This is a genomic window from Halobellus litoreus, assembly GCF_024464595.1.
In the GTDB taxonomy this organism is placed as follows: domain Archaea; phylum Halobacteriota; class Halobacteria; order Halobacteriales; family Haloferacaceae; genus Haloquadratum; species Haloquadratum litoreum.
Genome location: NZ_JANHAW010000002.1, coordinates 548,263 through 571,502, shown reverse-complemented (window position 1 = coordinate 571,502; position 23,240 = coordinate 548,263). Strand labels below are relative to the sequence as shown.

Below are 23,240 nucleotides of genomic sequence, written 5' to 3'. Positions count from 1 at the left end.
AACGACGCCGACGAGTAAAAACGTTCAGGCTGAATCGAAGCCGTTTGCGGCGCCAGCGAGGCGAAATCCGCGTGCCGGTCGTCGGTGGCGTCGTCCGGAGGGGCGTATTTTATACGTCGGTGACATATGCTCCGATACGATGGCGGCGATCGAGGTCCGAGGGCTGACGAAGGCGTACGGGGAGACGGTGGCCAACGACCGCCTCGAATTCTCGATCGATCACGGCGAAATATTCGGCTACCTGGGCCCGAACGGGTCCGGCAAGTCGACGACGATCCGGCAGCTGATGGGGTTCCAGACGCCGACCGAGGGGACGGCGACGGTCCTCGGTGCGGACGTTCGCGACACGCGTGCCCTCCGAAAGGTACGCGGCCGGATCGGCTTTCTCCCGGGCGAACCCGCGTTCAACGACGCGGTTACGGGCGGCGCGTTTCTGGACTACCAGGGTCGTCTCAAGGGCGACGCGCGGCGCGAGGAACTCCTCGAACTGTTCAGGCCGCCGCTGGAACGGAAGATCAGAGAGTACTCGACGGGCAACAAACAGATGCTGGGGATCGTGCAGGCGTTTATGCACGACCCCGACCTGATCGTGATGGACGAGCCCACGTCGGGGCTGGACCCGCTCAAACAGGAGGCGTTCAACCGGTTTCTCCGCGAGGAGCGCGCGGACGGGAAGACGGTCTTCTTCTCCTCGCACGTCCTCGGCGAGGTCCGGCGCGTCTGCGACCGCGTCGGGATCATCAGGGACGGTCGACTCGTCACGGTCGAGCACGTCGGCGACCTCCTCGAACGGGGCGGCAAGCGCGTTCGCGTTCACACCGAGACCCCGCTGACGGCCGACGAAATCGACCTCGACGGCGTCGTCGACTTCGAATCGGAGGGCCGCGAGGCGCAGTTCACGTTTACCGGCGACTACAACGATCTGTTCGCGGAACTGTCCGCCCATCGGGTGATTGACGTCGAGATCGACGAACCGCCGATCGAGGAGGTCTTTATGCACTTCTACGGGGGTACAAAGGAGGAGCGAGGAGCAGAGGAGGAGCGAGGAGCGGAGGAGGAACGCGATGCGGTTTGAGACGACGCGATACGAGGCTCGCCAGCGGGTGCGGGGGGCCGTCGCGCTGACAGTCCTCCTGTCGCTGTTTTCGCTGTTGATCGTCTACCTCTACCCGTCGATCGCAGAGGCGGGGGCCGACTTCGACGCGTTGCTGGAGGCCTACCCAGAGTCAGTCCGCGAGGGCTTCGGTGTGGAGTCCTTTTCGACAATCGAAGGGTTCGTCGCCGGTGAACTGTACCAGTTCATCTGGGTCCTGCTCCTCGGACTGTATATGGCGTACGCCGCCGGCGGGACGTTTGCCGGCGACATCGAGTCGAAGCGGCTGTATCTGGTTCTGGCGGCGCCGGTGTCGAGAACGCAGGTCGCCGTCGAGAAGACGCTCGCGCTACTCACGCCGCTCGTCCTGCTCAACCTCCTGATTCCGCTCGTCGTGTTCGGCGGGACGGTGGCGATCGGGTACCCGGTCGATCCGCGCTATCTGCTCGCCGTGCATCTGCTCTCGGTCCCGTATCACCTGGTCTGTCTCGGCATCGGCCAGGTGCTCTCGGTCACGGTCGACCGCGCGAGCACCGCCCAACTGGGCGGCATCGCGACCGTCTTCCTCCTGTTTCTGCTCGACTCCGTCACTGCCGGGACCGACACCGAGTGGCTGGGCGACGTGAGTCCGACGCGGTACATCGACCCCACGGAGATACTCCTCCGGGAGACGCTCGCCGTCGGCGACGCGCTGCTGCTGCTCTCGGCCGCGCTCTTCCTCCTCTTTCTCAGCGTGGTCCGGTTCCGCTCCCGCGACCTCTGAGCCTCGCCCGTCGTGACACACACAACACATTTTAACTGAGTTCGCGTGGTCTGTGCGTACTGATGGACAGAACGCCCGAAGGGCGGACGGCCGCACGGTTGCGGTCCGCGTGCGCCGAGGCCACGACTCGTCCGACCGGCCGGAGACCGGACTGATGGCTCTCCCCCGCCGTCTCACCGGCCTGGTCGTCTTCCTCGTCGTGCTCTCGAGCGTCCCGGTTTCCACCGCGATCGTCGAAGAGGTCGAGGGCTCGCCCGAGATCTCGATTCAGGCGCCCGACAACCGGGTCGCCCCCGGCCAGGAGGTGACGATTCCGATCTACGTCACGAACGACGGGATCATCCGGGAGGCCGGCCCGACGGAGTACGTCGAGCGCGTCATCACCGCCCGGGCGCTGACCGCGGAGGTTCGGAGCGGTTCCTCCCCGATCAGGGTCAACACCGGTCGGATCCCCGCCGGCAACGTTCCCGAAGGCACCGTGGGGCCGTTCGAGGTGTCGCTCACGATTCCGGCGGACGCGAGACCGGGGACCTACCGACTCCCGGTCGACGTCCGCTACAGCTACACGCGGACGGTTCGGTACGGATCGGGAACCGACGACCCGGAGTTCCGGAACTACCAACGCACCCGCACCCGCTTCATCGAGATCACGGTCCGTGACCGCCCCCGGTTCGAGGTCGTCGACGTGGCGTCGAACACGCGCGTCGGCGGTGTCGGACCGGTGGCCGTGACCGTCGAAAACGTCGGGACGGAACCGGCGTCCGAGGCGACGCTGCGTCTCCGGTCCGCCGACGAGGAGCTCACCTTCGGCCGGGGCTCGGCCGAGGCGCGAGCGTTCAGCGACGCTTGGCAACCGGGCGAGAACCGCACCTTCGAGTTCCGTGCGCGCGTCGCTTCCGACGCGGTGCGACGGGAGTACCCGGTCGCGGCCACGGTCTCGTACACGGACGTCGACGGCGTTCAGCGGGCCTCGCGTGAACTGACCGCCGGAATCGTGCCGCAGGCGGAGGTCGCGTTCGCCGTCAGGAATCTGTCGAGCGACCTGTACGTCGGCGAACCCGGAACGATCAGCGGGACAGTCGGGAACCGCGGTCCGGTCCCCGTCGAACGCGCCGTCCTCGTCTATCGCTCGTCGAGCCCCCACGTCGCCCCCGTCGACGGCGAAGTCGCGCTGGGACGTCTCGCACCCGGCGACCGGCGCAACTTCACCTTCGAGGTCGACGTCGGCGACGGCGCGTCGGCCGGGAGACGGCAACTGAACCTGACCGTCCGCTACCGCGACGCCCGGGGGAACCCCGGAACGAGCGACCCGCTCGAACCCGCCGTCCGGCTCCGGCCGGAACGCGACTGGCTGGCTGTGGCCCCCGAAAACGCGACCTTCGACGTGGATTCGGACAATCGACTGACCGTTCGACTTCGGAACGTCGAGGACGTGGCGCTCTCGGACGTTCGCGGTCGGATCGAGGTGACGGATCCGTTCTCCTCCGCGTCGCGGACCGCGTACGTCCCGGAACTCGGACCGGGCGAGACCGCGACGCTCGCGTTCGAGGTTACCGTGTCCGAGGACGCTGTCGCGACGCAGTCTTCGGTGTCGCTGAACGTCACGGCGGAGCGGCCGGACGGCGAAACGGTGCGACTGGATGCCTCCGTCGTTCCGGTGACCGTCACCGAGGAGGAGGGAACGGACGACTCGACGCTTCTCGGTGTCGGTGCCGTGGTCGCCGTCGTCGCCCTCGTCGCCGGATGGTGGTGGCTCAACAGGCGGTAACGTCGGGACGGCCGCGGGGACTACTCCTCGTCGCGCATATCCGGCGGCAGCAGGTTCGGAATGCCGTCCTCGATGGGGTACACTTCGCCCGTGACGGTTCCGATGAGTCGGCCCTCGATGATCTCCTCGCCGTCGCGCTCGTCGACTTCGAGTTCGAGGTCGCTCTTGTCGAGGGGATCACAGAGGATGTCCATCAGAGACTCTTTCATCACGCTACGGAAGGCAAGCGCCGGTGAAAAGGCTACGGGTTCGCGACCTTCGCTTACTCGTCGAAGGGGTTCGCTAATTCGATCGTCTCCGCACGGTCTGGGCCGACGCCGATGGCGTAGATCGGCGCATCGACCTCCGCGGAGACGTAGTCGAGATACGCTTGAGCGTTCTCCGGAATCGCGTCGTAGCCATCCTCGGCGACGGCCGTCCAGTCGACCTCCGGCCACGGTTCGAACTCGCGGAGGTTCGGTTCGCAGCGACCCCAGCGTTCGGTCGTCGCGGGCATCGTGAACAGTTCCTCGCCGTCGAGGTCGTAGGAGTGGCCCACCTTCACCTCGTCGAGACCGGCGAGCACGTCGATGTGGTTCACGGCGATGCCGGTGAACCCGTTCACGCGAGCGGCGTGTCTGAGCATCGGGATGTCGAGCCAGCCGATCCTGCGGGGTCGGCCGGTGACGGTGCCGAACTCGCCGCCCTTCTCGCGGATGTAGTCCGCGAGGTCCTCGTCGCCGCCGGTCAGTTCCGTCGGGAGCGGCCCGGTGCCGACGCGCGAGAGGTACGCCTTGACGATGCCGACGACCTCGCCGCGGCCGACGACGGTCGGCCCGACGCCCGTGCCGGTGGCCGCGCCGCCGGCGGTCGGGTTCGAGGAGGTGACGTACGGGTAGATGCCGTGGTCGATGTCGATCGAGGTGCCCTGGGCGCCCTCGAACAGGACGTCGTCGCCGTCGTCCAGATGCGAGCCGAGGAACTCCCCGGCGTTGACGGTCATCGACTCTTCCTTCAAACGCTCGCCGATCTCGCGGTACTCCTCGAAGACGGCGTCGACGTCGAAGGCCTCGTCGGGATCGACGCCGAAGACGTCCTCGGCCAGCGCGCGCTTCTGGGGAACGACGTATTCGAGGCGGTCGCGGAGCACGGCCGGGTCGAGCAGGTCGCCGACCCGGATGCCGCGGCGACCGGCCTTGTCCTCGTAGGTCGGCCCGATTCCCCGCCCGGTAGTTCCGGCGTCGAGGTCGGAGTCGGATTTGGCCTCCTCCTCGATGCCGTCGAGTCGGCGGTGATACGGCATAATCACGTGTGCGCGTCGGGCCACGCGGACGTCGGGGTCGAGGCCGCGGTCGCGGAGGTCGTCGATCTCCGAGAACAGCGTCTTCGGATTGACGACGCAGCCGTTTCCGAGCACGCCGACCTTGTCGCGGACGGCGCCGCTCGGCACCAGCGAAAGCTTGTACTCGTTGCCGCCCTCGACGACGGTGTGGCCTGCGTTGTCGCCGCCCTGATACCGGGCGACGACGTCGGCGTCGCCTCCCCACAGGTCGACGAGCGCACCCTTGCCCTCGTCGCCGAGCTGGGAGCCGACGATCGTGACGGTCATACACGGCGGTTCTCCGCCCCCCGTAAAACCCATTACGGTCCGCGAGCGATCGAGAGTCGAGCCGCGGACGTGGCTGTCGGCTGCGGACGGGTCGATGCCACCCCCCCGCATCCCCTCCCCGTCTCGCCGGCGGAACCACCGCGTGAGAATCGACCCGAATCGTTATTTACACCCCCGCTCGTACACGGTAACAACACCCGTACGCGGCGGGAATCCGGACCCTCGTCGGCTGGTTCTGCGGTCCGGAGGGCAACATTTAAATCCTGCCCAGACAAGTTAACAGATGACATGATAGACCGACTGGAGAAGGAAGTGGATATGCTAGAACGCCACTTGCAGGTCCTGAGAATGGTCATCGAAAGCGAACCGATCGGGATCGTGAAGATGTCGAACGAGACCGGCTACCCGCATCACAAGGTCCGCTATTCGCTGCGCGTCCTCGAAGAGGAGAACCTCATCGAACCGTCGAGCCAAGGTGCGATCACGACCGAGCGGACCGCCGACTTCGTCGACGAACTCGACGAGAAACTCGATCAGATCGTCGACAAACTCGACGAGATGAAGATCGAAGAGGCCGTCGAAGTTCAAGGCTGAGTTCGGACGTCCGAAGACCCGTTTTCGCCTCGTTTTTGCTTTCCGCCTACAGATCCGGCACGTTCAGGTGGAACTCCCCGTTCCGGGCCTCCGCCAGGCAGAGGTGGTAGCCGCGCTTCCGCGACAGTTTCACGTACGACAGTTTGCTCGACCGCGAGAGGAGCCCGCCCCCGGTCTCCTCGGCGACCGTCTCCAGCGCGCCGGGTTCGTAGAAGGACTCGGTGACGTAGAAACCCGCCGCCAGCGACTCGTCCTCGCTCGCGATGGTCCCGGTGTTCGACACGAGCGAGTCGACCATCGCCTCCGTCGTCGCGTTCCGGGAGGCGTTGATGTCCGCGACGAACAGCGGATCGCCCATCTTGTCGCGGAAGATGACGTCGAAGTCGCGCCGTTCGACGCCCTCGTCGGTCTCGACGCCCACCGTGCCGTACAGTTCGATGCGATCGATGTCGGGTATCGCGTCGAACACGCCCGACAGACCGGACCGGTTTCCGGTCTGACCGATCTCGTAGAGGAGATCAGTCACGAGCCAGTGGGCGAACGAGTACTCGGTGCTGTCGTGTAGGAATGCCACGTACGGGCGTCCGTCGACGACCAGCCCCTCCGTCTCGAAAGTGGTGTGGTGTTCGAGCCGGAGGTTACCGCTGACGTCCTCGCGCGTGGCCTCGCCGTCGTGTGCGTGCTCCAGCGTGGCCTCGCCCTTTCGATCGTACCGGACGAACAGGTTCGTCCCCGAGAGCGCCTGATCGGGCGACATCGAGGTCTCTTGGGTGACGTCCTCCCCGGGCGACGTCGCGTCGAGTTCGGCTTCGAGACGTTCGACCTCCGCTTCGAGTTCCTCGATACGCTCGCGCTGCTGTTCGCGTTCGGCTTCGAGTTCCTCGATGCGCTGGTCCCGCTCCGCGCGTTCGCGCTGGAGTTCGTCGCGCTCCTCCGCCAGGTCGTTCCGTTCATTTTCGAGCGATTCGACCCTGTCTCGCGCCCGCGAGAGCCGCTTTTTAAGCCGTTCGACCGCCTCGCCCGTCGCCGGTGAGGACGCTCGCTCTCTGGCTTTCGCCGGGGAGGGGTTCGACTTCGACGCCTTCCGCTCGCGCGCCGCCTTCCGCGCGCTCCGGTCCCGCTGCATCTGTGCGACCCGCTCGCGTGCGGACCGCCGGTCCGATTCGTCGCTGTCGGCCTCGCCGGTCGTTCCGTTCCCGCTGGACTCGCTCGGGTCGAGCGACGGAATCGTCTTCGCCTCGCGCCAGCGCTCCTCGTCGGAGAACACGGCGGGTCCGTCGCTCGATTGCACCGTCTCCGACCCGGTCGCTTCCGTCGGCCCCTCGGTGATCGCGGACTCCCCAGTCTCGGCCGCCGTCGTCGACTCTGGGTCCCGCGCATCGTGCTGGGGTCCCGCCGGCGTCGCCGCCGGATCCCGCTCGGTCAGCCGCTCCGCGTCGTCCGCGCGCGACGGCCGCCTATCGCGTTCCGAGTCCGGCTCAGTCGACGACGACCCAGCGTCGCTCTCGGCGGCCGCCCCGCCTGTGGATCCGGCCTCCGCCTCCGCACCGGCGTCTGCCGCCGCGGGTTCGGCACTCGCCTCCCCCGCGGAATCCGCGTCCGTCGCCGCCGATTCGTCATCCGCTTCCCCGGCGGTATCGGCGTTCGCCTCCGGTCCAGTCTCTGCGTCGTCGACGGTGGTGACGCCGTCGCTGCGATCGGCTTCGGCCGTCGCCTCCGCCTCGGTCTCGGGTTCTGCGGCCGTGTCCCCCTCGGGTTCTGCGGCGGCCTCCTCCGATCCGTCGGTCCCCGCCTCGCCCGCGTCTTCGGGGTCCGCCACGGCCGACGTTTCGTCCTCGGCCTCCTCGACCGCGGCCGCCGGCGGTTCCGGGATGTCGACGAGTTCGACGCCGACGTCGATGACCTCGTAGATCCCCACCTCGTCGGCGGCCGTCTCGAACGCCTCATCGCCCGTGAGCAGCCGTTCGGAGCTCCCGACGAAGGCGGCACTCATCGACTTCCCGCCGTGGTAGACGACGTAGTAATCCCCGGAGAGGACGTTCTCAGAAAGCTCGATATAGCCCGTGAAGCCGCCGTTCGAGAGCGTCTGGTCCGCCTCCGAGAGCGGCGTCTCGTTCGTGTAGTAACTCGCCTGTGTCTCCCCGCCGCGTTCCTGCATCGAAAACAAGAGCGGAAGGCTCGGATCTGCCGCGCGGTAGGCGGTCAGTTCGGCGTCCTCGAAGTCCTCGATGTCCCCCTCGAAGACGCCGACGACGCGGCCGTTGAGAAAGAACGCCCACGTCATCCCGGCGGAGACGGCCCCGCTGAACTCCCTGTCGGCGAGTCCGTGGAGCCCCTCGTATCCGTCCGGTGCGGAGACCGTCTCCCAGTCGGTCACCACGTCGATAGTTCGACTGTTCATCCCTGTGTGTATCACTGAATCCGGATCAAATACTTTCCGGAGAGTCTGACGGTGGTCGGACGTGTGACCCCTCGTCTGACTGGTCGCCCCGCCGTCCGGTCAGGGTCGCCGCGAGCCGAGTTCGACGACCGCTCGCGAGAGCACGTCGACGCCGTGAGCGATGCTCGCCTCGTCGACGTCGAACGTGCTCGTGTGGTGGCCGCCGGGGTGATCCGTGCCGACGCCCACGTACGCCGCGTACCCGCCGCGCTCCTGGACGCGCCGCATCAGGTACGTCGCGTCCTCGCTGCCGCCGAGGTGGTCCGATTCGAGGACGGACGTGATCCCGTCGACCTCGCGAGCCACCGACGCGACGACGCCCGCGAGTTCGTGGTCGCTGTGGGTCGACGGGGCACTCCCCGCCGTCGCGATCTCGACCTCGCAGCCGTGCATCTCGGCCGCGGAGCGGAGAACGCGGCGGGCCTTCTCGTCCATATACTCCATCAACTCGGTGGAATCGCCCCGGACCTCGCCCTCGATCGCGACGCGCTCGGCCACGATGTTCGTCGTGGTCCCGCCCTCGACGACGCCGACGTTGACCCGCGTCGCCCCGTCGCCGTGGCGCGGGATCCCGTAGAGGTTCTCGATGGCCGTCGCGACCGCCTGCATCGCGTTGTCCCCCGCCTCGGGTCGCGCCCCTGCGTGCGAGGGCGTCCCGACGAACTCGGCCTCGAACTGCGAGACCGCCAGGAAGCCGTCGATTCCGGCGACGACTTCGCCGGTCGGGTGATCGAGGCCGACGTGGACCGCCAGCAGGTAGTCGACGTCGTCGAGGTGCCCCGAGTTCGCCATCGGCTCCCCGCCGACGATGCGCTCCTCGCCCGGTTGGAAGAACACCTTCAGCGTCCCGGCGAAGTCGCTGTCGAGGACGGCGTCGAGGACGCCGATCCCGATCGCCGCGTGGGCGTCGTGGCCGCAGGCGTGCATGTACCCCTCGTGCTCCGAGCGGAACCCCTCGGCCGCGGGGTGGTGGTCGTCCACTCCAGACTCGTCGATCGGCAGCCCGTCGATGTCGACCCGCAGGGCGACCGTTGGGCCCTCGCCCCGTTCGGCGACCGCGACCGCGCCGGTGTATCCCCCCTCGAGCCGCTCCAGGACGTCCTCCCGGGCACCGGCAGCGCGGGCGCGCGCCATCCACTCGTCGAGTTCGTCGTCCTCGGGGACGCCCACGCGGTCCGTCTCGGCGAGCGCCTCCCGTCCAACATAGAGCGCGTCGAGGTCGCGTTCCTCCAGTTCCTCGACGATCCGCGCGGTGGTGTAGAACTCGCGCCAGGCCGGTTCGGGATGGCGATGCAGGTCGCGTCGGAGTTCGACGAGGTCGGTCACAGACATACCGTCCTCTGCGACGTCCGTCGGTAAAATCGCGTCGGGAGCGCGCTCTCTTCGGAATCCTCAGTCGGGCGGCCGCTCCCGGACCCGTCTCCCGGCGGATCGGTTCGTTTATCCGAGACGCTATCGACAACTCGCCCGATGAGTTCTACCACCGACGAATCGACGACGCTCCAGTTCTATGGGGGGCGTGCCGCCAGTGCGATCCCCATCGCCTTCTTCATCGTCTGGGCGATCGTCCAGAGCGGACTGCTCGGTATCGGCGATACCAGCGGCCTCATCGTGGGGATCCTGGTCGGATTGATCGGCGGAATGTTCTTCGTCCGTGGCTCCTGGAAGACCTACGCCGACATCCTCTTCGACGGGATGACACAGCGGGTCGCCGCGACCGCGATCGTCGCCTGGCTGTGGGCCGGGATGTTCGCCGAGACCATCCAGGTCGGCGGCTTCGTCGACGGCCTCGTCTGGGCCGCAGAGGCCGTCCGCGTGGGCGCGGCGCTGTTCCCCGCGATCACGTTCATCCTCGCGGCGCTCCTGGCGACGGGAATCGGAACCGGCTACGGGACGGCGATCGCGTTCACCGCCCTGGTGTTCCCCGCGGGCGTCGCCGTCGGCGCGAACCCGATCCTGCTGTTCGGCGCGATCCTCTCGGGGGCGGTCTTCGGTGACAACCTCGCGCCCGTGAGCGACACGACGATCGTCTCCGCGGTGACGCAGGACGCCGACATCGGCGGCGTCGTCGCCTCGCGGTTCAAGTACGCGATCGTCGCGGCCGTGTTCGCGTTCGCGTCGTACCTGGTCGCCGGCCAGGCGATGCAGGGCACGCCGGTCGACGCGGCCGCCACCGGCGGCGCTGGCACCGCGCTCGGCCTCGTCCACCTCGCCTCGATCGGCGTCGTGATCGTGACCGCGGTCCGGGGCCGGCACATCGTCGAGGCGATCTCCTGGGGGATCGTCCTCTCGGTCGTGCTCAACCTCGCGCTCGGCCTCTCGGAGGCCTCGGCGATCCTCGCGTTCGAGGGGTCCCGCGAGTCCGCCCTCGTCCAGTCGATGGACGCGATCCCGGTACTCGGCTCGCTGATCGTCCCCGTCGACCCCGGCAGCGCGACGGTCTCGGGGAGCCTCTACACCGGCGCAGTGGGCTTCTTCCCGCTGATCGTCCTCGTGCTCCTGATCGTCGCGGCCGCGCAGTTGATGCAGCGCGGCGGCGGCTTCGACGCCATCCAGGAGTTCCTGCTCGAACGCGTCGCGACCACGGTCCGGCGCGCCGAGACGACGATGGTCCTCGGGACGGCGATCGTCAACGCGATGATCACGATCAACACCGCCGCCGAGATCGCCATCGCGCCGTACATCAAGACGCTCGGCCGTCGCTTCAACATCAACGGCTACCGCCGGGCGAACATCCTCGACGCCAACACGGCGGCGCTCGGGTACATCTTCCCGTGGGGCGGCGGCCTGCTCGCCGGCTACTCGGCGATGCAGCGGCTCCCGGACCAGTACGAGTGGTTCACCCAGGCGATGGTGGTCAACCCCGCCTCGGTCTTCCCGTTCGTCTTCCACGGGTGGTTCCTCGTGGCCGTCTTCCTGCTGGCGGCGTGGACCGGGTACGGCCGCGAGTACGTCTCCGACCGCGCGAGCGAGGAGGTGAGCCGCGTATGAGCCGCCTGGACAAGTTCCTGGCGGGGCTCCGCTTCCGCTCGTCGACGCCGTCCTTCGAGGTCGGCGACGAAGTGCCGGCGTTCGTCACCGGACGCACCGACGACGGCCTGCTCGTCCGCGTCGGCGACACGGTCCTGGAACTGCCCGGCGCGGACCCGTCGCTCCTCGACGCGAAGGTCAGAATCGAGGTGGAATCGTTCGACGAGTCGACGTTCCGCGGCACCGCGCGCGTCGTCGACGTGCTGGAAAACGAGGGCTGACTACGGCTTCGGTCGTCGTCGCCGCCCCCTCGTCGGGACGCGCCGACGTCGACGCGGATCCCGCGGTTCGGTTGTCGTTGTCGACGCCGCGGTTCGACCGTTGGCTCCCGCGCTGCGCTACTTCCGCAGGTGACCGGCGGGCTTCTGCTGTTCGACCTCGATTTCGACGTGGAGGCTCTCCGGGAAGTCCATGTGGCCGACCTCGCGGGCGATGTGGTCGTTGCCGTGGATCTCCAGGTGTCGCGAGTAGACGGTGTAGTCCCACGCCGAGAACGCGTCGCCGGGCTGCAGCGACTTGTACTGCGGGACGGTGATTCGCTCGGGCGGGTCGGCGTGCGGCCCCTTGCACTCCGCGCCCTTGCGTTCGAGCATCGATTTGAGGTCTGAGACTTCCGATTCCAGTTCGTGTCGGTTCCCCGACTGGAAGCGGAGTTTCGTGACGAAGGTCATAGCTGGGATCTCGCTGGGTTAGGAGAGACGTCGGCACCGAGCGGTAAAAGTACATCCATCGGACCGTCGTTCCCGCGCCGGCGTGCCGAGCAACCGCGGCGGACGCGGGGTGACTCCTCCGGCACGACCCCCCTGACCGCACGATCGCATATCGATTCGATCCTCGTCTCGGAGTGGCGGGTACGCGGCCGCGTGCCGGGGTCGTCTTCCTCCAACGTCCGATAGCCTCTTAACGTCCTGTCTGGTTTGTGTAGCTAATGACAGTGGAAGCGGTAAGCGCTGGAGCGATCCTCTTCCGCGACACCCGCGGCGAACGGGAGTATTTGCTCCTGAAGAGCCGACCGGGGGACTGGGAGTTCCCCAAAGGCGGGGTCGAGGGCGAAGAGGAGCTCCAGCAGACGGCGATTCGTGAAGTGAAAGAGGAGGCGGGGATCGAGGATTTCCGCCTCATCGACGGGTTCCGCGAGGAGTACGACTACGTCTTCGAGGCCAACGGCAAGACGATCCACAAGACCGTTCACCTGTTCATCGCGCGCTCCTTCGAGGCGAGCGCCGAGCTCTCGAACGAACACCGCGACCTCCAGTGGCGCGACTACGAGCAGGCGCTCAACACGATCACGCAGGACGGTCCCCGCGAGATATTCGAGCGGGCCCACGAGTACCTGGATCAACTGGCCGCGGAGAACGGCGAGGCCGAGGACGGGAAGTACCTCGCGTAGACGCCGGAGTCGACACCCGTGTACCCCGGAGACGCCGAGTTCGGATTCGAGCTACTCGTCTGTCGCTGGGTGGAGACGTCGTGGCCGCCCGAGTCGACCCGCCGGAGCGCCGTCCTCGTCTCCCGACAGCTCGGCACCCGGGAGCGTCGCTGGGACACTGTCGTCGTCGAGTGCGACCCCGAGGGTCTCGCGGCCCGCCGGCGTTTCGGCGAGCGCGAACTGGATTCGGACCTCCTGCACGTCGTCCGCAACGCCCCCGCCGAGTGGTCGTGGTACCGGGACGCGCTACCGCATCCGGGGTACCCGTGGCGCTACGTCCGCGCCGCCGTCCACCGCGCGGCCGACCGCGAGGTCGTCGAGACGCGGCGGCGGGGCAACCGGATCGAGATCAGACGCGTCGCGCCGTATCCCGACTGGGTCCGGCGGATCGTCGCGGTCGAGAACAAGCCCGACCTCGACGCGTCGGCGGCGCGGGCGCTCTCCGGACAGTTGGAGCACGACGTCGAGACCGCCCTCGCCGACGAGGTGTGGGTGGCGACCGAGTCCACCGGGAGCCGCATCGAACCGGCGCTCCTCGAGGATCTGCCCGTCGACGTGGGCATCCTGACGCTCTCGTTCGACGACGACGTCGGTGCGGCCGGCGAGGCAGAGGGGGCCGAACCCGATCCCACCGGCACGGTCGAGTGGTATCCCAGCGAGGTGACGCCCGCCGACGCCGGACGCGACGCGGAGCGGCGGCGGCGACGCCTCGAACTCGCCGAGCGCGCCTACGGCCGGGGCTGGCGCTCCTACCACGAGACGATGCGGCCCGACTGCCGCCACTTCGAGCTCCGGCGATTCGGTCGCGCGCTCGTCCCGCACTGCGCCGCGAAGCGCCGGTCGCAGACCGCGGCCGAGTGCGCGGGGTCGTGTCCGGAGTTCGAACCCGAACCGCCCGCCTGGCGGAGCCGCGGGTGGCCCATCGAGGGCGGGCCCGGAAAGGGGATCAAGCGGTTGCTCCGCCGGCGACGCGCGGACGTTCGGGAGCGAGCGATCGACACCGACTGACGGGTCGCGGCTCGACGGACGACCGGCCACGCCGGGTGTCACTCACCCCGCTGTCGTCACGAGTCCGTCACTTCGACGTCGATTTCCGCCCGGGGGGCGGCGAGGCGGAAGGTCGGTACCGTCCGGTAGATCACTTCGACGGCCCCCTTCCGGCGGAGGCTCTGCAGCGCCCCGCGGACGTCGTCGACCGGCGGGTCCTCGTCGAACGCGTCGCGGACTTTGTTGAGGACGCTCACGACGCTCTCCGATCGTTCTTCGGGGCCGGCGAGGACCTCGAACACCCGCGCTTCGAGCTTCGGCACCCGGATCACCGAGGGGACGCCGCCGCCCGCTTCGTCGCCGCCCTCGACGCCGGGCTCGACGTCGACGAGGTCGGCCGCCTCGTCCGACGCGCGGATGAGGCTGTTGTCGTCGCGGTAGTAGTAGTCCTTGAGTTCGCTTTCGAGGTACTGGTGGACCTCGCTTCCGGAGTCCATCCCCCACCGCTCCTGCAGTTCCTTGTTCTTCGTCGGCTGTAGGCGGACGACGTCGGCGAGCCGTTCTTTGGCCTCCTCCGAGAGGGCTCGATTCTCTGTCACACCCCGTCGTTCGCACGCCGGTACTAAGACGTTTCAACATTCGTCGGAGAACGACTTGCCCCGTCGGCCTCGACGCAGCGAGACGGGTCCGGTGCGCGTTCGATCCGGTTGTTTAAGTCTGTGAAGCGTCTTCCGTCGGGGTATAATGGAGTTCTGCGACGAATGCGGCTCGATGATGAAGACCGACGGCGACGTCTGGGTCTGCGGGAGTTGCGGATACGAGAAACCCCGCGACGCGGCCAAGGAGGCCGAGATGACCTCGACGGCGGAGCGCGAGGACAGCGAGGTCGTGGATATGTCCGACGTCGACGACGCGGAGATCGGTCCCACGACGACGGTCATCTGCCCCGAGTGCGGACACGACCGCGCGCGCTACGAGATGAAACAGATCCGATCTGCCGACGAGTCCGAGACCCGATTCTTCACCTGCGTCGAGTGCGGCCACAAGTGGCGCGAGGACGACCACTGATACTGATTACTCTCACTTCTTCCCGCCGAGCGCCGTCAACGGGAGTGGCGCTCGGCGGGAAGAGACGAGAGTATTCAGTATGAGCCGTCGGCGGGGCTGGACCGGCCGAATCCCCTGCTCGCGCCGACGGTGACGAATCAGTCCTTCGGGACCGAGAGCGTCTCGTGGACGCCCACGACGAGCGCGGGCACGACGACCATAAACAGGTGCTCTTCGAGGGGGATCCCGGCGACGTCGACGCCGGTTCGGAGCGGAATGGCGAACACGCCGACCGTTAGCGTGTACCAGTCCCAGACGAAGGCGATGGGATACAGCGCGAGGACGGTGCGCGCCGCTCGCCACACGGCGTCGGCCCGTCGGAGCAGCGCCAGCGCCATGCCGCCGAACACCACCTCTGTCGCAAGATAGGTGTAGGGACCGAGCACGCCGATGTCGGGGAGCGGGAGGCCCGACAGCGGCCGGAACCAGACGGCGACGACGAGGCCCGCGAGAAACACGTACGCGCCCCGCACGAGCAGCATCGTCGCCACCGACGGGCCGGCACCCGCCGCGGCGACGGCGACGAGGCCGAACGCGACGGCCGCGAGCGGACTCGAAGGGGGAAACACGCCGTCGACGGCGAAGACGAGGACGAGCGTGAACCCGGCGTACAGCAGCGCGTAGGCCAGTCGCCGAGCGCGGCGAACGCCGAGTGCCACCGCGACCGTCCGCTTCGCGATGGACCGATCGTACGCGTAGTCGGTCGAGTCGTCGATGATCTTCACGCCGGCGAGCGCGACGAGAAAGACGAGGCCGAACGCGAGCGGTTCGACGGCGACCGCACCGAACTGGGCGTGGTGCCCGCCGACGATCGCCAGCGCGATGCCGCTCGGATACCCGAGGGTCGTGGTCACCGGGTTGGTGTCAGACTGCGGGGCGTGGAGGTAGCCGAGGACCCACATCGGGGCCGTGAGCAGGGCCGTCACGGGGCCGGCGACGACCCCGAGCGCCCCAGTCACGGCGACGAACCAGAGCGTCGCGCCGGCCAGCGCCCACCGGCAGCCCGCTTCCGTCAGCGGGTGGTCGTCGTCTTCTCCGCGCCGGTAGAAATCGACGTAGCCGTCCTTCAGGTGCGCCGTATAGACCGCGAAGAAGGTGGCGGCGGCGTGAAGTCCGAGCGCGGCGGGCGCGAACCGCCCCGCCAGGACCGCCCCGAAGACGCTCGCGGCGAGCGGCGGGAGCATAAAGACCGGATGGACCTGCGAGGCCAGCGCCGCGGCGGCCGCTCGGGAACCCGTTCCGTGGCGTGCGATTGCCATATCACTAACACGAACTCGGATCGCAAAAGGGTTGGTCAGCGAGCGGATCCGGGACTCGAAGCCGTTCGAGCGGCCTGTCGTCCGGGGGTGCAGACGACCGACCCCGCCGATACCGTCCGACAGTATAAGTTCCGCGCCGTCCACCTGTCACTGTGTCTCTCGACGTCCCGCCGCCGACGCTCGACGTCCCCGACGGCTGGCGACTCGTCTCGGAGGAGCTCACGACGCCGTTCGACGTTCGCGTCGTGACCGTCACCGCGAACACGCGGATCTACGAGGACGTGGCCCTTCGCGAGCGTCTCGCCGACGTGACCGACACGGCGGCGACGTGGCGGTTCGTCTTCGCGAGTCGGCTCCGAATCCGCCCGGCGAACCCGCCGTCGCGGGCGCTCTCTGCGTTGGTCACCGATCGCGCCAACTCGCGGTTCGTCGACGTGCTCGCAGAGCGGGGCTTCGAGTCGATCGACCGCGCCGACAGCCGACGGTTCGATCTCGGAGCGGGTCAGGACGCCCCCGCTCGCGCGAGCGGGGACTCCGGTCGCCCGACGACAGAGGCGACGCGCTACCGCGCCAGCGTTCGCTTCGACGACCGGTCGGTGCCGGTCGAGGCGTACTTCGCGGCGTGGGCGGGGGGAGACGGCGAGTTCCTCCTCGGCGGCGGCGCGTATCCGCTCTCGGTCCCCGACCCCGAGTCGTTCGATCCCGAAGCCGCTCGCGACGACCTGTTCTCGATGCTGCGGTCGATCCGGTAGGGCGGATTCGACGTGTCGTCGGAGCGGCCAAAATCCGGGATAGAAGAGGTGTCGGGGCGCGCGAAGCGTCCGAACGGGTAGTCACTCGTTCCGCGCGAAGGTCAGATAGCCAGTGTGACCGACGCCCGCCGTCGAGGGCCGGGAGCCGCGTTCGCCGAAGTCCATCTCCCGCTGGATCGTCTCGTAGGTCTCGACGTCGACGAGGCCGGCCTCGCGGGCGGCCCGCACCGACTCGCGGCTGTTCTCGACGAACGGCGAGTAGACCGCGACGTGGCCGCCGGCGGCGAGGAGGTCCGGCGCGCGAGCCACGACGTCGGGGGCGTCGCCGGTGTCGAGCGTTAGCGCGTCGAACGGCCCGTCGCCGACGGCGGCGTCGAGTTCCGCCGCGAGGTCGCCCGTCCTGACGTCGACCCGGTCTTCGACGCCCGCCAGTCGCATGTTCTCGCGGGCGACCTCGGCGAAGTCGGGATCGATCTCGTAGGAGACCACGTCGGCGTGCATCCGCCCGAGGTAGGCGGCGAGGACGCCCGTTCCGGTTCCGGCGTCGAGCACGCGGTCGCCCGCGGCGATGCCGGTGTGACCGACGATGAGCCCGACGTCACGGGGCATCATCGGCGCGCCCGTCCGCTCGAAGTGGTTGAACAGGTCCGGGCCGCGGAGCCGGCGGACGACGAACGGTTCGCCCAGATGCGTCTCCAAGACGTCGCCGGGTTCGGCGTCTTCGGGGACGTCTAAGACGCCGAGATCGGTCTGCAGTTCGTCGCCCGGCGCGCGGAGGTACTCCCGGTCGTCGTGGACGAGGAGAAAGCTCACTCCAGCCGAGCGATGGCTGCCGCCAGGTCGCCGTTGGTCGCTTCGAGCGCTTCGCGGGCCGTTTCGGAGCCGACTCCGGCCTTCTGGGCGACGAGTTCGACGTCCTCCTCCGGGATCCCCTCGTCCTCGCTCTCCCCGGCGTCGCCTTCGAGTTCGCTCGTCGAGTCAGCGGAGTCGCCGGCCGTCGACGCCCGGGACTCCGGTTCGCCGACGACCTGGTAGGTCTGCTGGCCCTGGGCGTCCATCCGGGTCACCTGCGCGTCGGAGAACACGAGGTCCTCGTCGGCCGTCTTGATGACGACCTCTTCGACGTCGAGTTCGGTGACGTCGATTCCCATCTGTTCCATCATCTGCTGCATCTTCCGCGGGTTCATACCGCCTCCGCCAAACATAGTTGCTCGATGCGAGGGCGGCCGATAGCAAAAGCGTGGCGAACGCGCGTCGGGCAGGTGAATCGCCTCGTCGACCCGGTTGGAGTCACCGCGTCAGCGACGGTCGCACTGCGGGTCCCGTCTCCGTACTCCGCGTCACTCCCCCGCCGCCTCGGGCCGGCGCTGCAGGCCGGTCACGTCCTCGATCTCCATCTCGTAGCCGACGATCGAGAGCTGTCGCCGGCCGACGCCAGTGAGGTCAGGCGACCACGCGTTCTCGTCGAGCAGTTCGCCCACGTCGCCCCACTCGCCGGTGGTGAGTTCCCGAAGCGGGCCGAACGCCAGCACGCTCTGCCAGTCGCGCTGGGATTCGATGTCGTACACCGCCAGACACGCACGCTCCGTCGCCTCGCTGTAGGCGACCTTCTGACTGTCGGGCCTGAACTGCCAGTAGGCGAACACGGCGCGGCCCCGCTCGTACCCGAACGAGATCGGGACGGCGTACGCCCGACCGCCGTCGGCCAGGGAGAGCACGCCGGCCCCCTGTTCCTGCAGGAAGGCGTCAATCTCCGCGTCGGTCATCTGACCGCCGCGGACTCGGTCGGGGTCGACTTCTTCGGACATGGATCGCCGTTCGTCGGCTTCCGTAATGGACCTGTTCCCTTCGCTCCGCGATCGAACGGCCGCACCGGGCGGGTGCGGACCCGTCGGACAGCTTCAATACCCGGCGGACGCTCATCATCGAGTATGTTCGACCCCGACGACCTCGCGCGGATCCGGGAGGCCAAACGCGAGTGGGAGGACGAGACGCTCGCACCGACGCTCGACCGGTTCGGGGAGCGCCAGGAGCGGTTCAGCACTGACACCGGCGGACAGCCGGTCGAGCGGCTCTACACGCCCGCCGACGTGTCCGATCTGGACTACGCCGAGGATCTCGGCTTCCCGGGAGAGAAACCGTACACGCGCGGGGTGTACCCGACGATGCACCGCGGGCGACTGTGGACGATGCGGCAGTACGCGGGGATGGGAACCGCCCGGGAGACGAACGAGCGCTTTCGGTATCTCATCGAGCAGGGCTCCTCCGGGCTGTCGATGGCGTTCGACCTCCCCACCCAGAAGGGCTACGACTCCGACGCCGCGATGGCGGCCGGCGAGGTCGGGAAGGCGGGCGTCGCCATCGACAGCCTCCGCGACATGGAGGTCGTCTTCGACGGGATCCCCCTCGACGAGGTGTCGACCTCGATGACGATCAACGCGCCCGCAGCGGTGCTGCTCGCGATGTACGTCGCGATCGGCGACCAGCAGGGCGTCCCGCGCGAGCAACTCCGGGGGACGATCCAGAACGACATCCTCAAGGAGTACATCGCCCGGAACCTCTACATCTACCCGCCGGCGCCGTCGATGCGGCTCATCACCGACGTCTTCGAGTTCTGCGCCAGCGAGGTCCCGAACTTCAACACGATCTCCATCTCGGGGTATCACATCCGCGAAGCCGGGTCGACGGCGGCCCAGGAGGTCGCGTTCACGCTCGGCGACGGCATCGAGTACGTCGAAGCCGCGCTCGACGCCGGCCTCGACGTCGACGACTTCGCGCCCCAACTGTCGTTCTTCTTCAACGCCCACAACAACGTCTTCGAGGAGGTCGCGAAGTTCCGCGCCGCCCGCCGGCTGTGGGCGACGATTATGGAGGAGCGCTTCGGCGCCGAATCGGAGACGTCCAAGCAGCTGAAGTTCCACGCTCAGACCGGCGGGTCGACGCTCACCGCCCAGCAGGTCGAGAACAACGTCGTCAGAGTCGCCTACCAGGCGCTCGCGGCCGTCCTCGGCGGCGCGCAGAGCCTCCACACGAACGGGAAGGACGAGGCGCTGTCGCTGCCGACCGAGCAGTCCGTGCGCACGGCGCTGCGGACTCAGCAGATCCTCGCCCACGAGTCCGGCGTCGCGGACACCATCGACCCGCTCGGCGGGAGCTACTACGTCGAATCGCTCACCGACGACGTGGCGGCGGAGGCGACCGAGATCCTCGACGAGGTCGACGAGCGCGGCGGGATGCTGGACGCGGTCGAGTCGGGGTGGGTGAAGCGGCAGATCCAGGACGTCGCCTTCGAGCGCCAGCGCGAGATCGAATCGGGCGAGCGCGTCGTCGTCGGCGTCAACGAGTACCAGGTCGACGAGGAGCCCCGCGTCGAGATCGAGGAGGTCGACGAGGCGGACGAAAAGCGGCAAAAAGAGCGGCTCCGGGAGGTGAAACACGAGCGCGACGACGAGGCGGTCGAGGCCACGCTGGCGGCGGTTCGGGAGGCCGCGGCGGGGGATGCGAACCTCGTGCCGCCCATCGTCGACGCGGTGAAGGCGTACGCGACGGTCGGGGAGATTTCGGACGTGCTGCGCGAGGTATTCGGCGAGTACCGGCCGCGGCAGTAGCGGCGGCGGTTCTCCGAGACCGCCGCCGACCGCGGGGACGGCGTTGACGACGGCCACGAGGTCCACTCGGGACCACGTTTATCTCCCGTTCCCGCGACGGTTCGCGTATGACGATGGCGTTCGATCACGTGGGGATCGCGACGACCGACGGGGCCGACCTCGCGGCGACGTTCGAGGCGCTCTTCGACGCCTCCGTGGTCCACGAGGAGACCTTCGACGGGATGGCCGTCCGGTTTCTCGAACTCGACGGGGGCTACTTCGAGCTTCTCGAACCCGCCGAGGACGGCACGATAGCCCGGTTTCTCGACCGTCGGGGTCCCGGGATCCACCACGTCGCGCTCCGGACCGACGACGTCGGCGCCGCTCTGGACAGAGCGCGGAACGTCGGCGTCGAACTCGTCGACGAGGAGCCCAGACCGGGTGCCTGGGGCCACGAAGTCGCCTTTCTACACCCCAAGTCGACCGGCGGTGTCCTCGTCGAGTACGTCCAGCGCGGCGAGCGGACGTGAGGATCGGCCCGGTCCCCGCCAGCCGCAGCGACACGGACCGGTCGTCCGATCCCGAAGATCGACAGGGGTACAGTTTAGGCCGCCGCCGCTCAGGTACGGACGATGCGCGATTGGCTCTCTCACCGCGCTCAGATCGAGCCGGACGGCGAGGCGCTCGTCGCCGCAGCGACGGGCGACGTCTACACCTTCGGGAACCTCGACACGCTGGTCGACGACCTCGCCGGCCGGCTCGCCGCCGCGGGCGTCGGTCCCGGTACGCACCTCGGCGCGGTACTGGATTCACGCCTCGAGTACGTCTGTCTCGTCCACGCGGCGATGCGTCTCGGCGTCACGCTCGTCCCGATGGGCGAGTCGCTCACCGCTCGGGAACTGGCCGGGCAGATCGACGCCGCGGACGTTTCGACGGTCGTCTGCGGCGGCGAGACCGAGGCGACGGTCGTCGATGCCGTCGTACGCGCCGCGTCCGACGGTTCGGGGAACGACGAAGGCAATAGCAAGGGTGCGGACGCCGGGCCCGACGGTGCGGAAGCGGACGCCGGGGCCGACAGCGAACCGTACGAGGGCGGTGTCGAAGCGGAACGGGACGAGGGCGCGGATGGGACGGACGACAGTGGGGCAGACAACGACGACGACGAGACAGACAACGATGACGAGACAGACAACGATGACGACACGGACGGCATTACGGCTGAGGAGAGCCAGGATCCCACGATTGAGGCTTCCGGCGGAGCGGCTCGGGCCACAGGTATCGCACACGTACTGACTGTCGACGAGCCGTTGACGGAGGTCGCAGAGCCCCTCTCCGGCGTCCGCGCCGAGGCCGTCTCGCCCGCGGAGTGGTCGCTCGACGACCGACAACTCGTGCTCTTCACGTCCGGAACGACGGGCGCACCGAAACCGGTCCAACTGACGACCGGGAACCTCCTTTCCAGCGCCGTCTCCTCGGTCTTCCGGCTCGGATTCGACCCCGACGACCGATGGTTGGTGACGCTCTCGCTGCACCATATGGGCGGCATCGCGCCCGTCCTGCGAATGCCCCTGTACGGGATGACGCTCGTCTTTCGCGAGGGATTCGACGCCGGAGGGACCGCGGACGACCTCGAACGGTACGAGGCCACCGCCGTCTCGCTCGTCCCGACGATGCTCCGCCGGATGCTCGACCGGCGGGGGACGCTCTCGGAGTCGCTTCGCGTCGTCCTGCTCGGCGGCGCGCCGGCCCCGACGGAACTCATCGAGCGGTGCCGGAACTACTCGGTCCCGGTGTATCCGACGTACGGAATGACCGAGACCGCCTCGCAGGTCGCCACCGCGCGTCCCAGAGAGGCCTTCGCGAACCCCGAGAGCGTCGGCCGGCCGCTCTTTCTCACCGGGGTGACCGTCGTCGACGACGAGGGGACGCCGCTCCCGTCGGGCGAACCCGGGGAACTCGTCGTCGACGGCCCGACCGTGACCCCCGGCTACTACGGAAACGAGGCGGCGAACGCGGAGGCCTTCGGCCCGTTCGGACTGCACACCGGCGACGTCGGCGTCCTCGACGACCGCGGGGCGATCACGGTGTTGAACCGCCTCGACGACCGCATCGTCACCGGCGGGGAGAACGTCGAACCCGGCGAGGTGGTCGACGTCCTCAGTTCGCATCCGGAGGTCCGCGAGGCGGCCGTCGTCGGCGTTCCGGACGCCCAGTGGGGCGAACGCGTGTCGGCGATGGTCGTCCCCGAGGCCGATTCGGTCGACCGCGCCGGACTGCTCGAATTCGCTCGCGAGCGACTCGCCGGCTTCAAACTGCCCAAGACGCTCGCCGTCTCGGAGTCGCTGCCGCGGACCGTCTCCGGGACGGTCGATCGGGAGGCGGTTCGGGAGGCGCTGTCGGACGCGGCCGATGGTGCACGCCGTGACGACGTGGAGGCGACCGAGTCCGCGGGAACCACGGCGGACGACCGTGTGGAGAGCACCGGAAACGGCGAACCCGTCGATTCCGATGCGGTGCCGCCTGGTGCTGACGGGGAGCACCCCGAGACGAACGGAGCGTCTTCGAGCGGCGGCGGAGACAGTGGGGAGCGAAGCGCTCGGCCCGAAGAGGACGGAACGGCCGGCGGCGACGGATCCGAAGGCGGAACGGACGACGCCGCTGAGGAGAGAGCGGCGAACGAAGTCGCTGAGGAGAGAGCGTCCACCGACAGCGACGACGTCGACGGCCATCGCGCCCCGGACACCGAGGAACACGGCGCGGCTGACGGCGGAGACGGAACTGACCCCCGCAAAGAAAAATAAAAACTCGTTTGAAGTTTTTCAAAGTTCCGAGAGTTATTTGCT

Annotated in this window: 23 protein-coding genes; 13 read left to right on the top strand and 10 right to left on the bottom strand. The window is 68.4% G+C overall.

Annotation, left to right across the window (positions count from 1 at the left end; genetic code table 11):
• Nucleotides 1-139: 139 nt before the first annotated feature.
• The 3 genes from NO360_RS10400 (at nucleotide 140) to NO360_RS10390 (ending at nucleotide 3,624) form a co-directional block, all read left to right on the top strand.
• Nucleotides 140-1,075 (top strand): ABC transporter ATP-binding protein, encoded by a 936-nt coding sequence (locus NO360_RS10400; RefSeq protein ID WP_256307740.1) that lies wholly within the window; start codon nucleotides 140-142, stop codon nucleotides 1,073-1,075.
• A complete protein-coding gene (locus NO360_RS10395) occupies nucleotides 1,065-1,856 on the top strand; it encodes an ABC transporter permease subunit (RefSeq protein ID WP_256307739.1) in 792 nt (263 codons plus the stop codon). Before NO360_RS10400 ends, NO360_RS10395 begins: the two co-directional genes overlap by 11 nt.
• A 154-nt stretch (nucleotides 1,857-2,010) precedes the next feature.
• Nucleotides 2,011-3,624: a COG1361 S-layer family protein gene (locus NO360_RS10390; RefSeq protein WP_256307738.1), complete on the top strand. Its 1,614-nt coding sequence runs from the start codon at nucleotides 2,011-2,013 to the stop codon at nucleotides 3,622-3,624.
• A 20-nt stretch (nucleotides 3,625-3,644) separates the two neighbouring features.
• Here NO360_RS10390 and NO360_RS10385 read toward each other — a convergent pair whose 3' ends face one another.
• Both NO360_RS10385 and NO360_RS10380 read right to left on the bottom strand, forming a co-directional pair.
• Nucleotides 3,645-3,833 (bottom strand): methytransferase partner Trm112, encoded by a 189-nt coding sequence (locus NO360_RS10385; protein ID WP_256307737.1) that lies wholly within the window; start codon nucleotides 3,831-3,833, stop codon nucleotides 3,645-3,647.
• Between the two features lie 53 nt (nucleotides 3,834-3,886).
• Nucleotides 3,887-5,212: an adenylosuccinate synthase gene (locus tag NO360_RS10380; protein ID WP_256307736.1), complete on the bottom strand. Its 1,326-nt coding sequence runs from the start codon at nucleotides 5,210-5,212 to the stop codon at nucleotides 3,887-3,889.
• Between the two features lie 288 nt (nucleotides 5,213-5,500).
• On the opposite strand from NO360_RS10380, the gene NO360_RS10375 reads away from it, so the two are divergent.
• Complete coding sequence (locus tag NO360_RS10375; RefSeq protein ID WP_256307735.1) at nucleotides 5,501-5,806, top strand: hypothetical protein; 306 nt, start codon at nucleotides 5,501-5,503, stop codon at nucleotides 5,804-5,806.
• Nucleotides 5,807-5,852: 46 nt separating this feature from the next.
• On the opposite strand, the gene NO360_RS10370 is transcribed toward NO360_RS10375, so the two are convergent.
• On the bottom strand, nucleotides 5,853-8,207 hold the full coding sequence (locus NO360_RS10370; RefSeq protein WP_256307734.1) for a DUF7527 domain-containing protein: 2,355 nt from the start codon (nucleotides 8,205-8,207) through the stop codon (nucleotides 5,853-5,855).
• 99 nt (nucleotides 8,208-8,306) lie between these two features.
• Nucleotides 8,307-9,578, bottom strand: coding sequence for an amidohydrolase (locus NO360_RS10365; protein WP_256307733.1), 1,272 nt, complete (start codon nucleotides 9,576-9,578; stop codon nucleotides 8,307-8,309).
• A 138-nt stretch (nucleotides 9,579-9,716) separates the two neighbouring features.
• On the opposite strand from NO360_RS10365, the gene NO360_RS10360 reads away from it, so the two are divergent.
• The gene (locus NO360_RS10360; protein WP_256307732.1) at nucleotides 9,717-11,237 is read left to right on the top strand and encodes a Na+/H+ antiporter NhaC family protein; all 1,521 of its coding nucleotides are present in this window, start codon (nucleotides 9,717-9,719) and stop codon (nucleotides 11,235-11,237) included.
• On the top strand, nucleotides 11,234-11,497 hold the full coding sequence (locus NO360_RS10355) for a DUF7513 family protein (protein ID WP_256307731.1): 264 nt from the start codon (nucleotides 11,234-11,236) through the stop codon (nucleotides 11,495-11,497). The genes NO360_RS10360 and NO360_RS10355 overlap by 4 nt, the downstream gene beginning before the upstream one ends.
• A 117-nt stretch (nucleotides 11,498-11,614) precedes the next feature.
• Here NO360_RS10355 and NO360_RS10350 read toward each other — a convergent pair whose 3' ends face one another.
• The gene (locus tag NO360_RS10350; protein ID WP_256307730.1) at nucleotides 11,615-11,947 is read right to left on the bottom strand and encodes an uS10/mL48 family ribosomal protein; all 333 of its coding nucleotides are present in this window, start codon (nucleotides 11,945-11,947) and stop codon (nucleotides 11,615-11,617) included.
• Between the two features lie 257 nt (nucleotides 11,948-12,204).
• Between NO360_RS10350 and NO360_RS10345 the strand changes: the two genes are divergently transcribed.
• Both NO360_RS10345 and NO360_RS10340 read left to right on the top strand, forming a co-directional pair.
• Nucleotides 12,205-12,666 carry a bis(5'-nucleosyl)-tetraphosphatase gene (locus NO360_RS10345; protein WP_256307729.1) on the top strand — a complete coding sequence of 154 codons (462 nt, stop codon included), beginning with the start codon at nucleotides 12,205-12,207 and terminating at the stop codon, nucleotides 12,664-12,666.
• An 18-nt stretch (nucleotides 12,667-12,684) separates the two neighbouring features.
• Nucleotides 12,685-13,713 carry a DUF5787 family protein gene (locus tag NO360_RS10340; protein WP_256307728.1) on the top strand — a complete coding sequence of 343 codons (1,029 nt, stop codon included), beginning with the start codon at nucleotides 12,685-12,687 and terminating at the stop codon, nucleotides 13,711-13,713.
• 56 nt (nucleotides 13,714-13,769) lie between these two features.
• Here the strand turns inward: NO360_RS10340 and NO360_RS10335 are convergent, their stop codons facing one another.
• On the bottom strand, nucleotides 13,770-14,291 hold the full coding sequence (locus tag NO360_RS10335) for a DUF5797 family protein (protein ID WP_256307727.1): 522 nt from the start codon (nucleotides 14,289-14,291) through the stop codon (nucleotides 13,770-13,772).
• A gap of 145 nt (nucleotides 14,292-14,436) precedes the next feature.
• Between NO360_RS10335 and NO360_RS10330 the strand changes: the two genes are divergently transcribed.
• Nucleotides 14,437-14,760, top strand: a complete 324-nt coding sequence (locus NO360_RS10330; protein WP_256307726.1) for a transcription factor S — start codon at nucleotides 14,437-14,439, stop codon at nucleotides 14,758-14,760.
• A 137-nt stretch (nucleotides 14,761-14,897) separates the two neighbouring features.
• Here the strand turns inward: NO360_RS10330 and NO360_RS10325 are convergent, their stop codons facing one another.
• Nucleotides 14,898-16,058, bottom strand: a complete 1,161-nt coding sequence (locus tag NO360_RS10325; RefSeq protein ID WP_256307725.1) for a lycopene cyclase domain-containing protein — start codon at nucleotides 16,056-16,058, stop codon at nucleotides 14,898-14,900.
• A 152-nt stretch (nucleotides 16,059-16,210) separates the two neighbouring features.
• Here NO360_RS10325 and NO360_RS10320 point away from each other — a divergent pair, with 152 nt between their 5' ends.
• Nucleotides 16,211-16,810 carry a DUF6517 family protein gene (locus tag NO360_RS10320; protein ID WP_256307724.1) on the top strand — a complete coding sequence of 200 codons (600 nt, stop codon included), beginning with the start codon at nucleotides 16,211-16,213 and terminating at the stop codon, nucleotides 16,808-16,810.
• A gap of 81 nt (nucleotides 16,811-16,891) precedes the next feature.
• Here the strand turns inward: NO360_RS10320 and NO360_RS10315 are convergent, their stop codons facing one another.
• From NO360_RS10315 to NO360_RS10305, 3 genes are all read right to left on the bottom strand, one after another.
• Nucleotides 16,892-17,623 carry a tRNA (adenine-N1)-methyltransferase gene (locus NO360_RS10315; RefSeq protein ID WP_256307723.1) on the bottom strand — a complete coding sequence of 244 codons (732 nt, stop codon included), beginning with the start codon at nucleotides 17,621-17,623 and terminating at the stop codon, nucleotides 16,892-16,894.
• Complete coding sequence (locus NO360_RS10310; RefSeq protein WP_256307722.1) at nucleotides 17,620-18,015, bottom strand: nascent polypeptide-associated complex protein; 396 nt, start codon at nucleotides 18,013-18,015, stop codon at nucleotides 17,620-17,622. The genes NO360_RS10315 and NO360_RS10310 overlap by 4 nt, the downstream gene beginning before the upstream one ends.
• A gap of 135 nt (nucleotides 18,016-18,150) precedes the next feature.
• Complete coding sequence (locus tag NO360_RS10305) at nucleotides 18,151-18,618, bottom strand: pyridoxamine 5'-phosphate oxidase family protein (RefSeq protein WP_256307721.1); 468 nt, start codon at nucleotides 18,616-18,618, stop codon at nucleotides 18,151-18,153.
• A gap of 123 nt (nucleotides 18,619-18,741) precedes the next feature.
• Between NO360_RS10305 and NO360_RS10300 the strand changes: the two genes are divergently transcribed.
• The 3 genes from NO360_RS10300 (at nucleotide 18,742) to NO360_RS10290 (ending at nucleotide 23,198) form a co-directional block, all read left to right on the top strand.
• Nucleotides 18,742-20,418 (top strand): acyl-CoA mutase large subunit family protein, encoded by a 1,677-nt coding sequence (locus NO360_RS10300; RefSeq protein WP_256307720.1) that lies wholly within the window; start codon nucleotides 18,742-18,744, stop codon nucleotides 20,416-20,418.
• 113 nt (nucleotides 20,419-20,531) lie between these two features.
• On the top strand, nucleotides 20,532-20,927 hold the full coding sequence (gene mce, locus NO360_RS10295; protein ID WP_256308519.1) for a methylmalonyl-CoA epimerase: 396 nt from the start codon (nucleotides 20,532-20,534) through the stop codon (nucleotides 20,925-20,927).
• Nucleotides 20,928-21,029: 102 nt separating this feature from the next.
• Nucleotides 21,030-23,198, top strand: coding sequence for an AMP-binding protein (locus NO360_RS10290; protein WP_256307719.1), 2,169 nt, complete (start codon nucleotides 21,030-21,032; stop codon nucleotides 23,196-23,198).
• Nucleotides 23,199-23,240: the final 42 nt, after the last annotated feature.

Bases quoted from the DNA above. Each gene is read 5' to 3' on its own strand.
- NO360_RS10310 (WP_256307722.1), bottom strand. From the start codon at position 18,015: ATGTTTGGCGGAGGCGGTATGAACCCGCGGAAGATGCAGCAGATGATG.
- NO360_RS10395 (WP_256307739.1), top strand. From the start codon at position 1,065: ATGCGGTTTGAGACGACGCGATACGAGGCTCGCCAGCGGGTGCGGGGG.
- NO360_RS10385 (WP_256307737.1), bottom strand. From the start codon at position 3,833: ATGAAAGAGTCTCTGATGGACATCCTCTGTGATCCCCTCGACAAGAGC.
- NO360_RS10380 (WP_256307736.1), bottom strand. From the start codon at position 5,212: ATGACCGTCACGATCGTCGGCTCCCAGCTCGGCGACGAGGGCAAGGGT.
- mce (WP_256308519.1), top strand. From the start codon at position 20,532: ATGGCGTTCGATCACGTGGGGATCGCGACGACCGACGGGGCCGACCTC.
- NO360_RS10305 (WP_256307721.1), bottom strand. From the start codon at position 18,618: ATGTCCGAAGAAGTCGACCCCGACCGAGTCCGCGGCGGTCAGATGACC.
- NO360_RS10400 (WP_256307740.1), top strand. From the start codon at position 140: ATGGCGGCGATCGAGGTCCGAGGGCTGACGAAGGCGTACGGGGAGACG.
- NO360_RS10330 (WP_256307726.1), top strand. From the start codon at position 14,437: ATGGAGTTCTGCGACGAATGCGGCTCGATGATGAAGACCGACGGCGAC.
- NO360_RS10325 (WP_256307725.1), bottom strand. From the start codon at position 16,058: ATGGCAATCGCACGCCACGGAACGGGTTCCCGAGCGGCCGCCGCGGCG.
- NO360_RS10360 (WP_256307732.1), top strand. From the start codon at position 9,717: ATGAGTTCTACCACCGACGAATCGACGACGCTCCAGTTCTATGGGGGG.
- NO360_RS10345 (WP_256307729.1), top strand. From the start codon at position 12,205: ATGACAGTGGAAGCGGTAAGCGCTGGAGCGATCCTCTTCCGCGACACC.
- NO360_RS10375 (WP_256307735.1), top strand. From the start codon at position 5,501: ATGATAGACCGACTGGAGAAGGAAGTGGATATGCTAGAACGCCACTTG.
- NO360_RS10355 (WP_256307731.1), top strand. From the start codon at position 11,234: ATGAGCCGCCTGGACAAGTTCCTGGCGGGGCTCCGCTTCCGCTCGTCG.
- NO360_RS10350 (WP_256307730.1), bottom strand. From the start codon at position 11,947: ATGACCTTCGTCACGAAACTCCGCTTCCAGTCGGGGAACCGACACGAA.
- NO360_RS10290 (WP_256307719.1), top strand. From the start codon at position 21,030: ATGCGCGATTGGCTCTCTCACCGCGCTCAGATCGAGCCGGACGGCGAG.
- NO360_RS10390 (WP_256307738.1), top strand. From the start codon at position 2,011: ATGGCTCTCCCCCGCCGTCTCACCGGCCTGGTCGTCTTCCTCGTCGTG.
- NO360_RS10365 (WP_256307733.1), bottom strand. From the start codon at position 9,578: ATGTCTGTGACCGACCTCGTCGAACTCCGACGCGACCTGCATCGCCAT.
- NO360_RS10370 (WP_256307734.1), bottom strand. From the start codon at position 8,207: ATGAACAGTCGAACTATCGACGTGGTGACCGACTGGGAGACGGTCTCC.
- NO360_RS10300 (WP_256307720.1), top strand. From the start codon at position 18,742: ATGTTCGACCCCGACGACCTCGCGCGGATCCGGGAGGCCAAACGCGAG.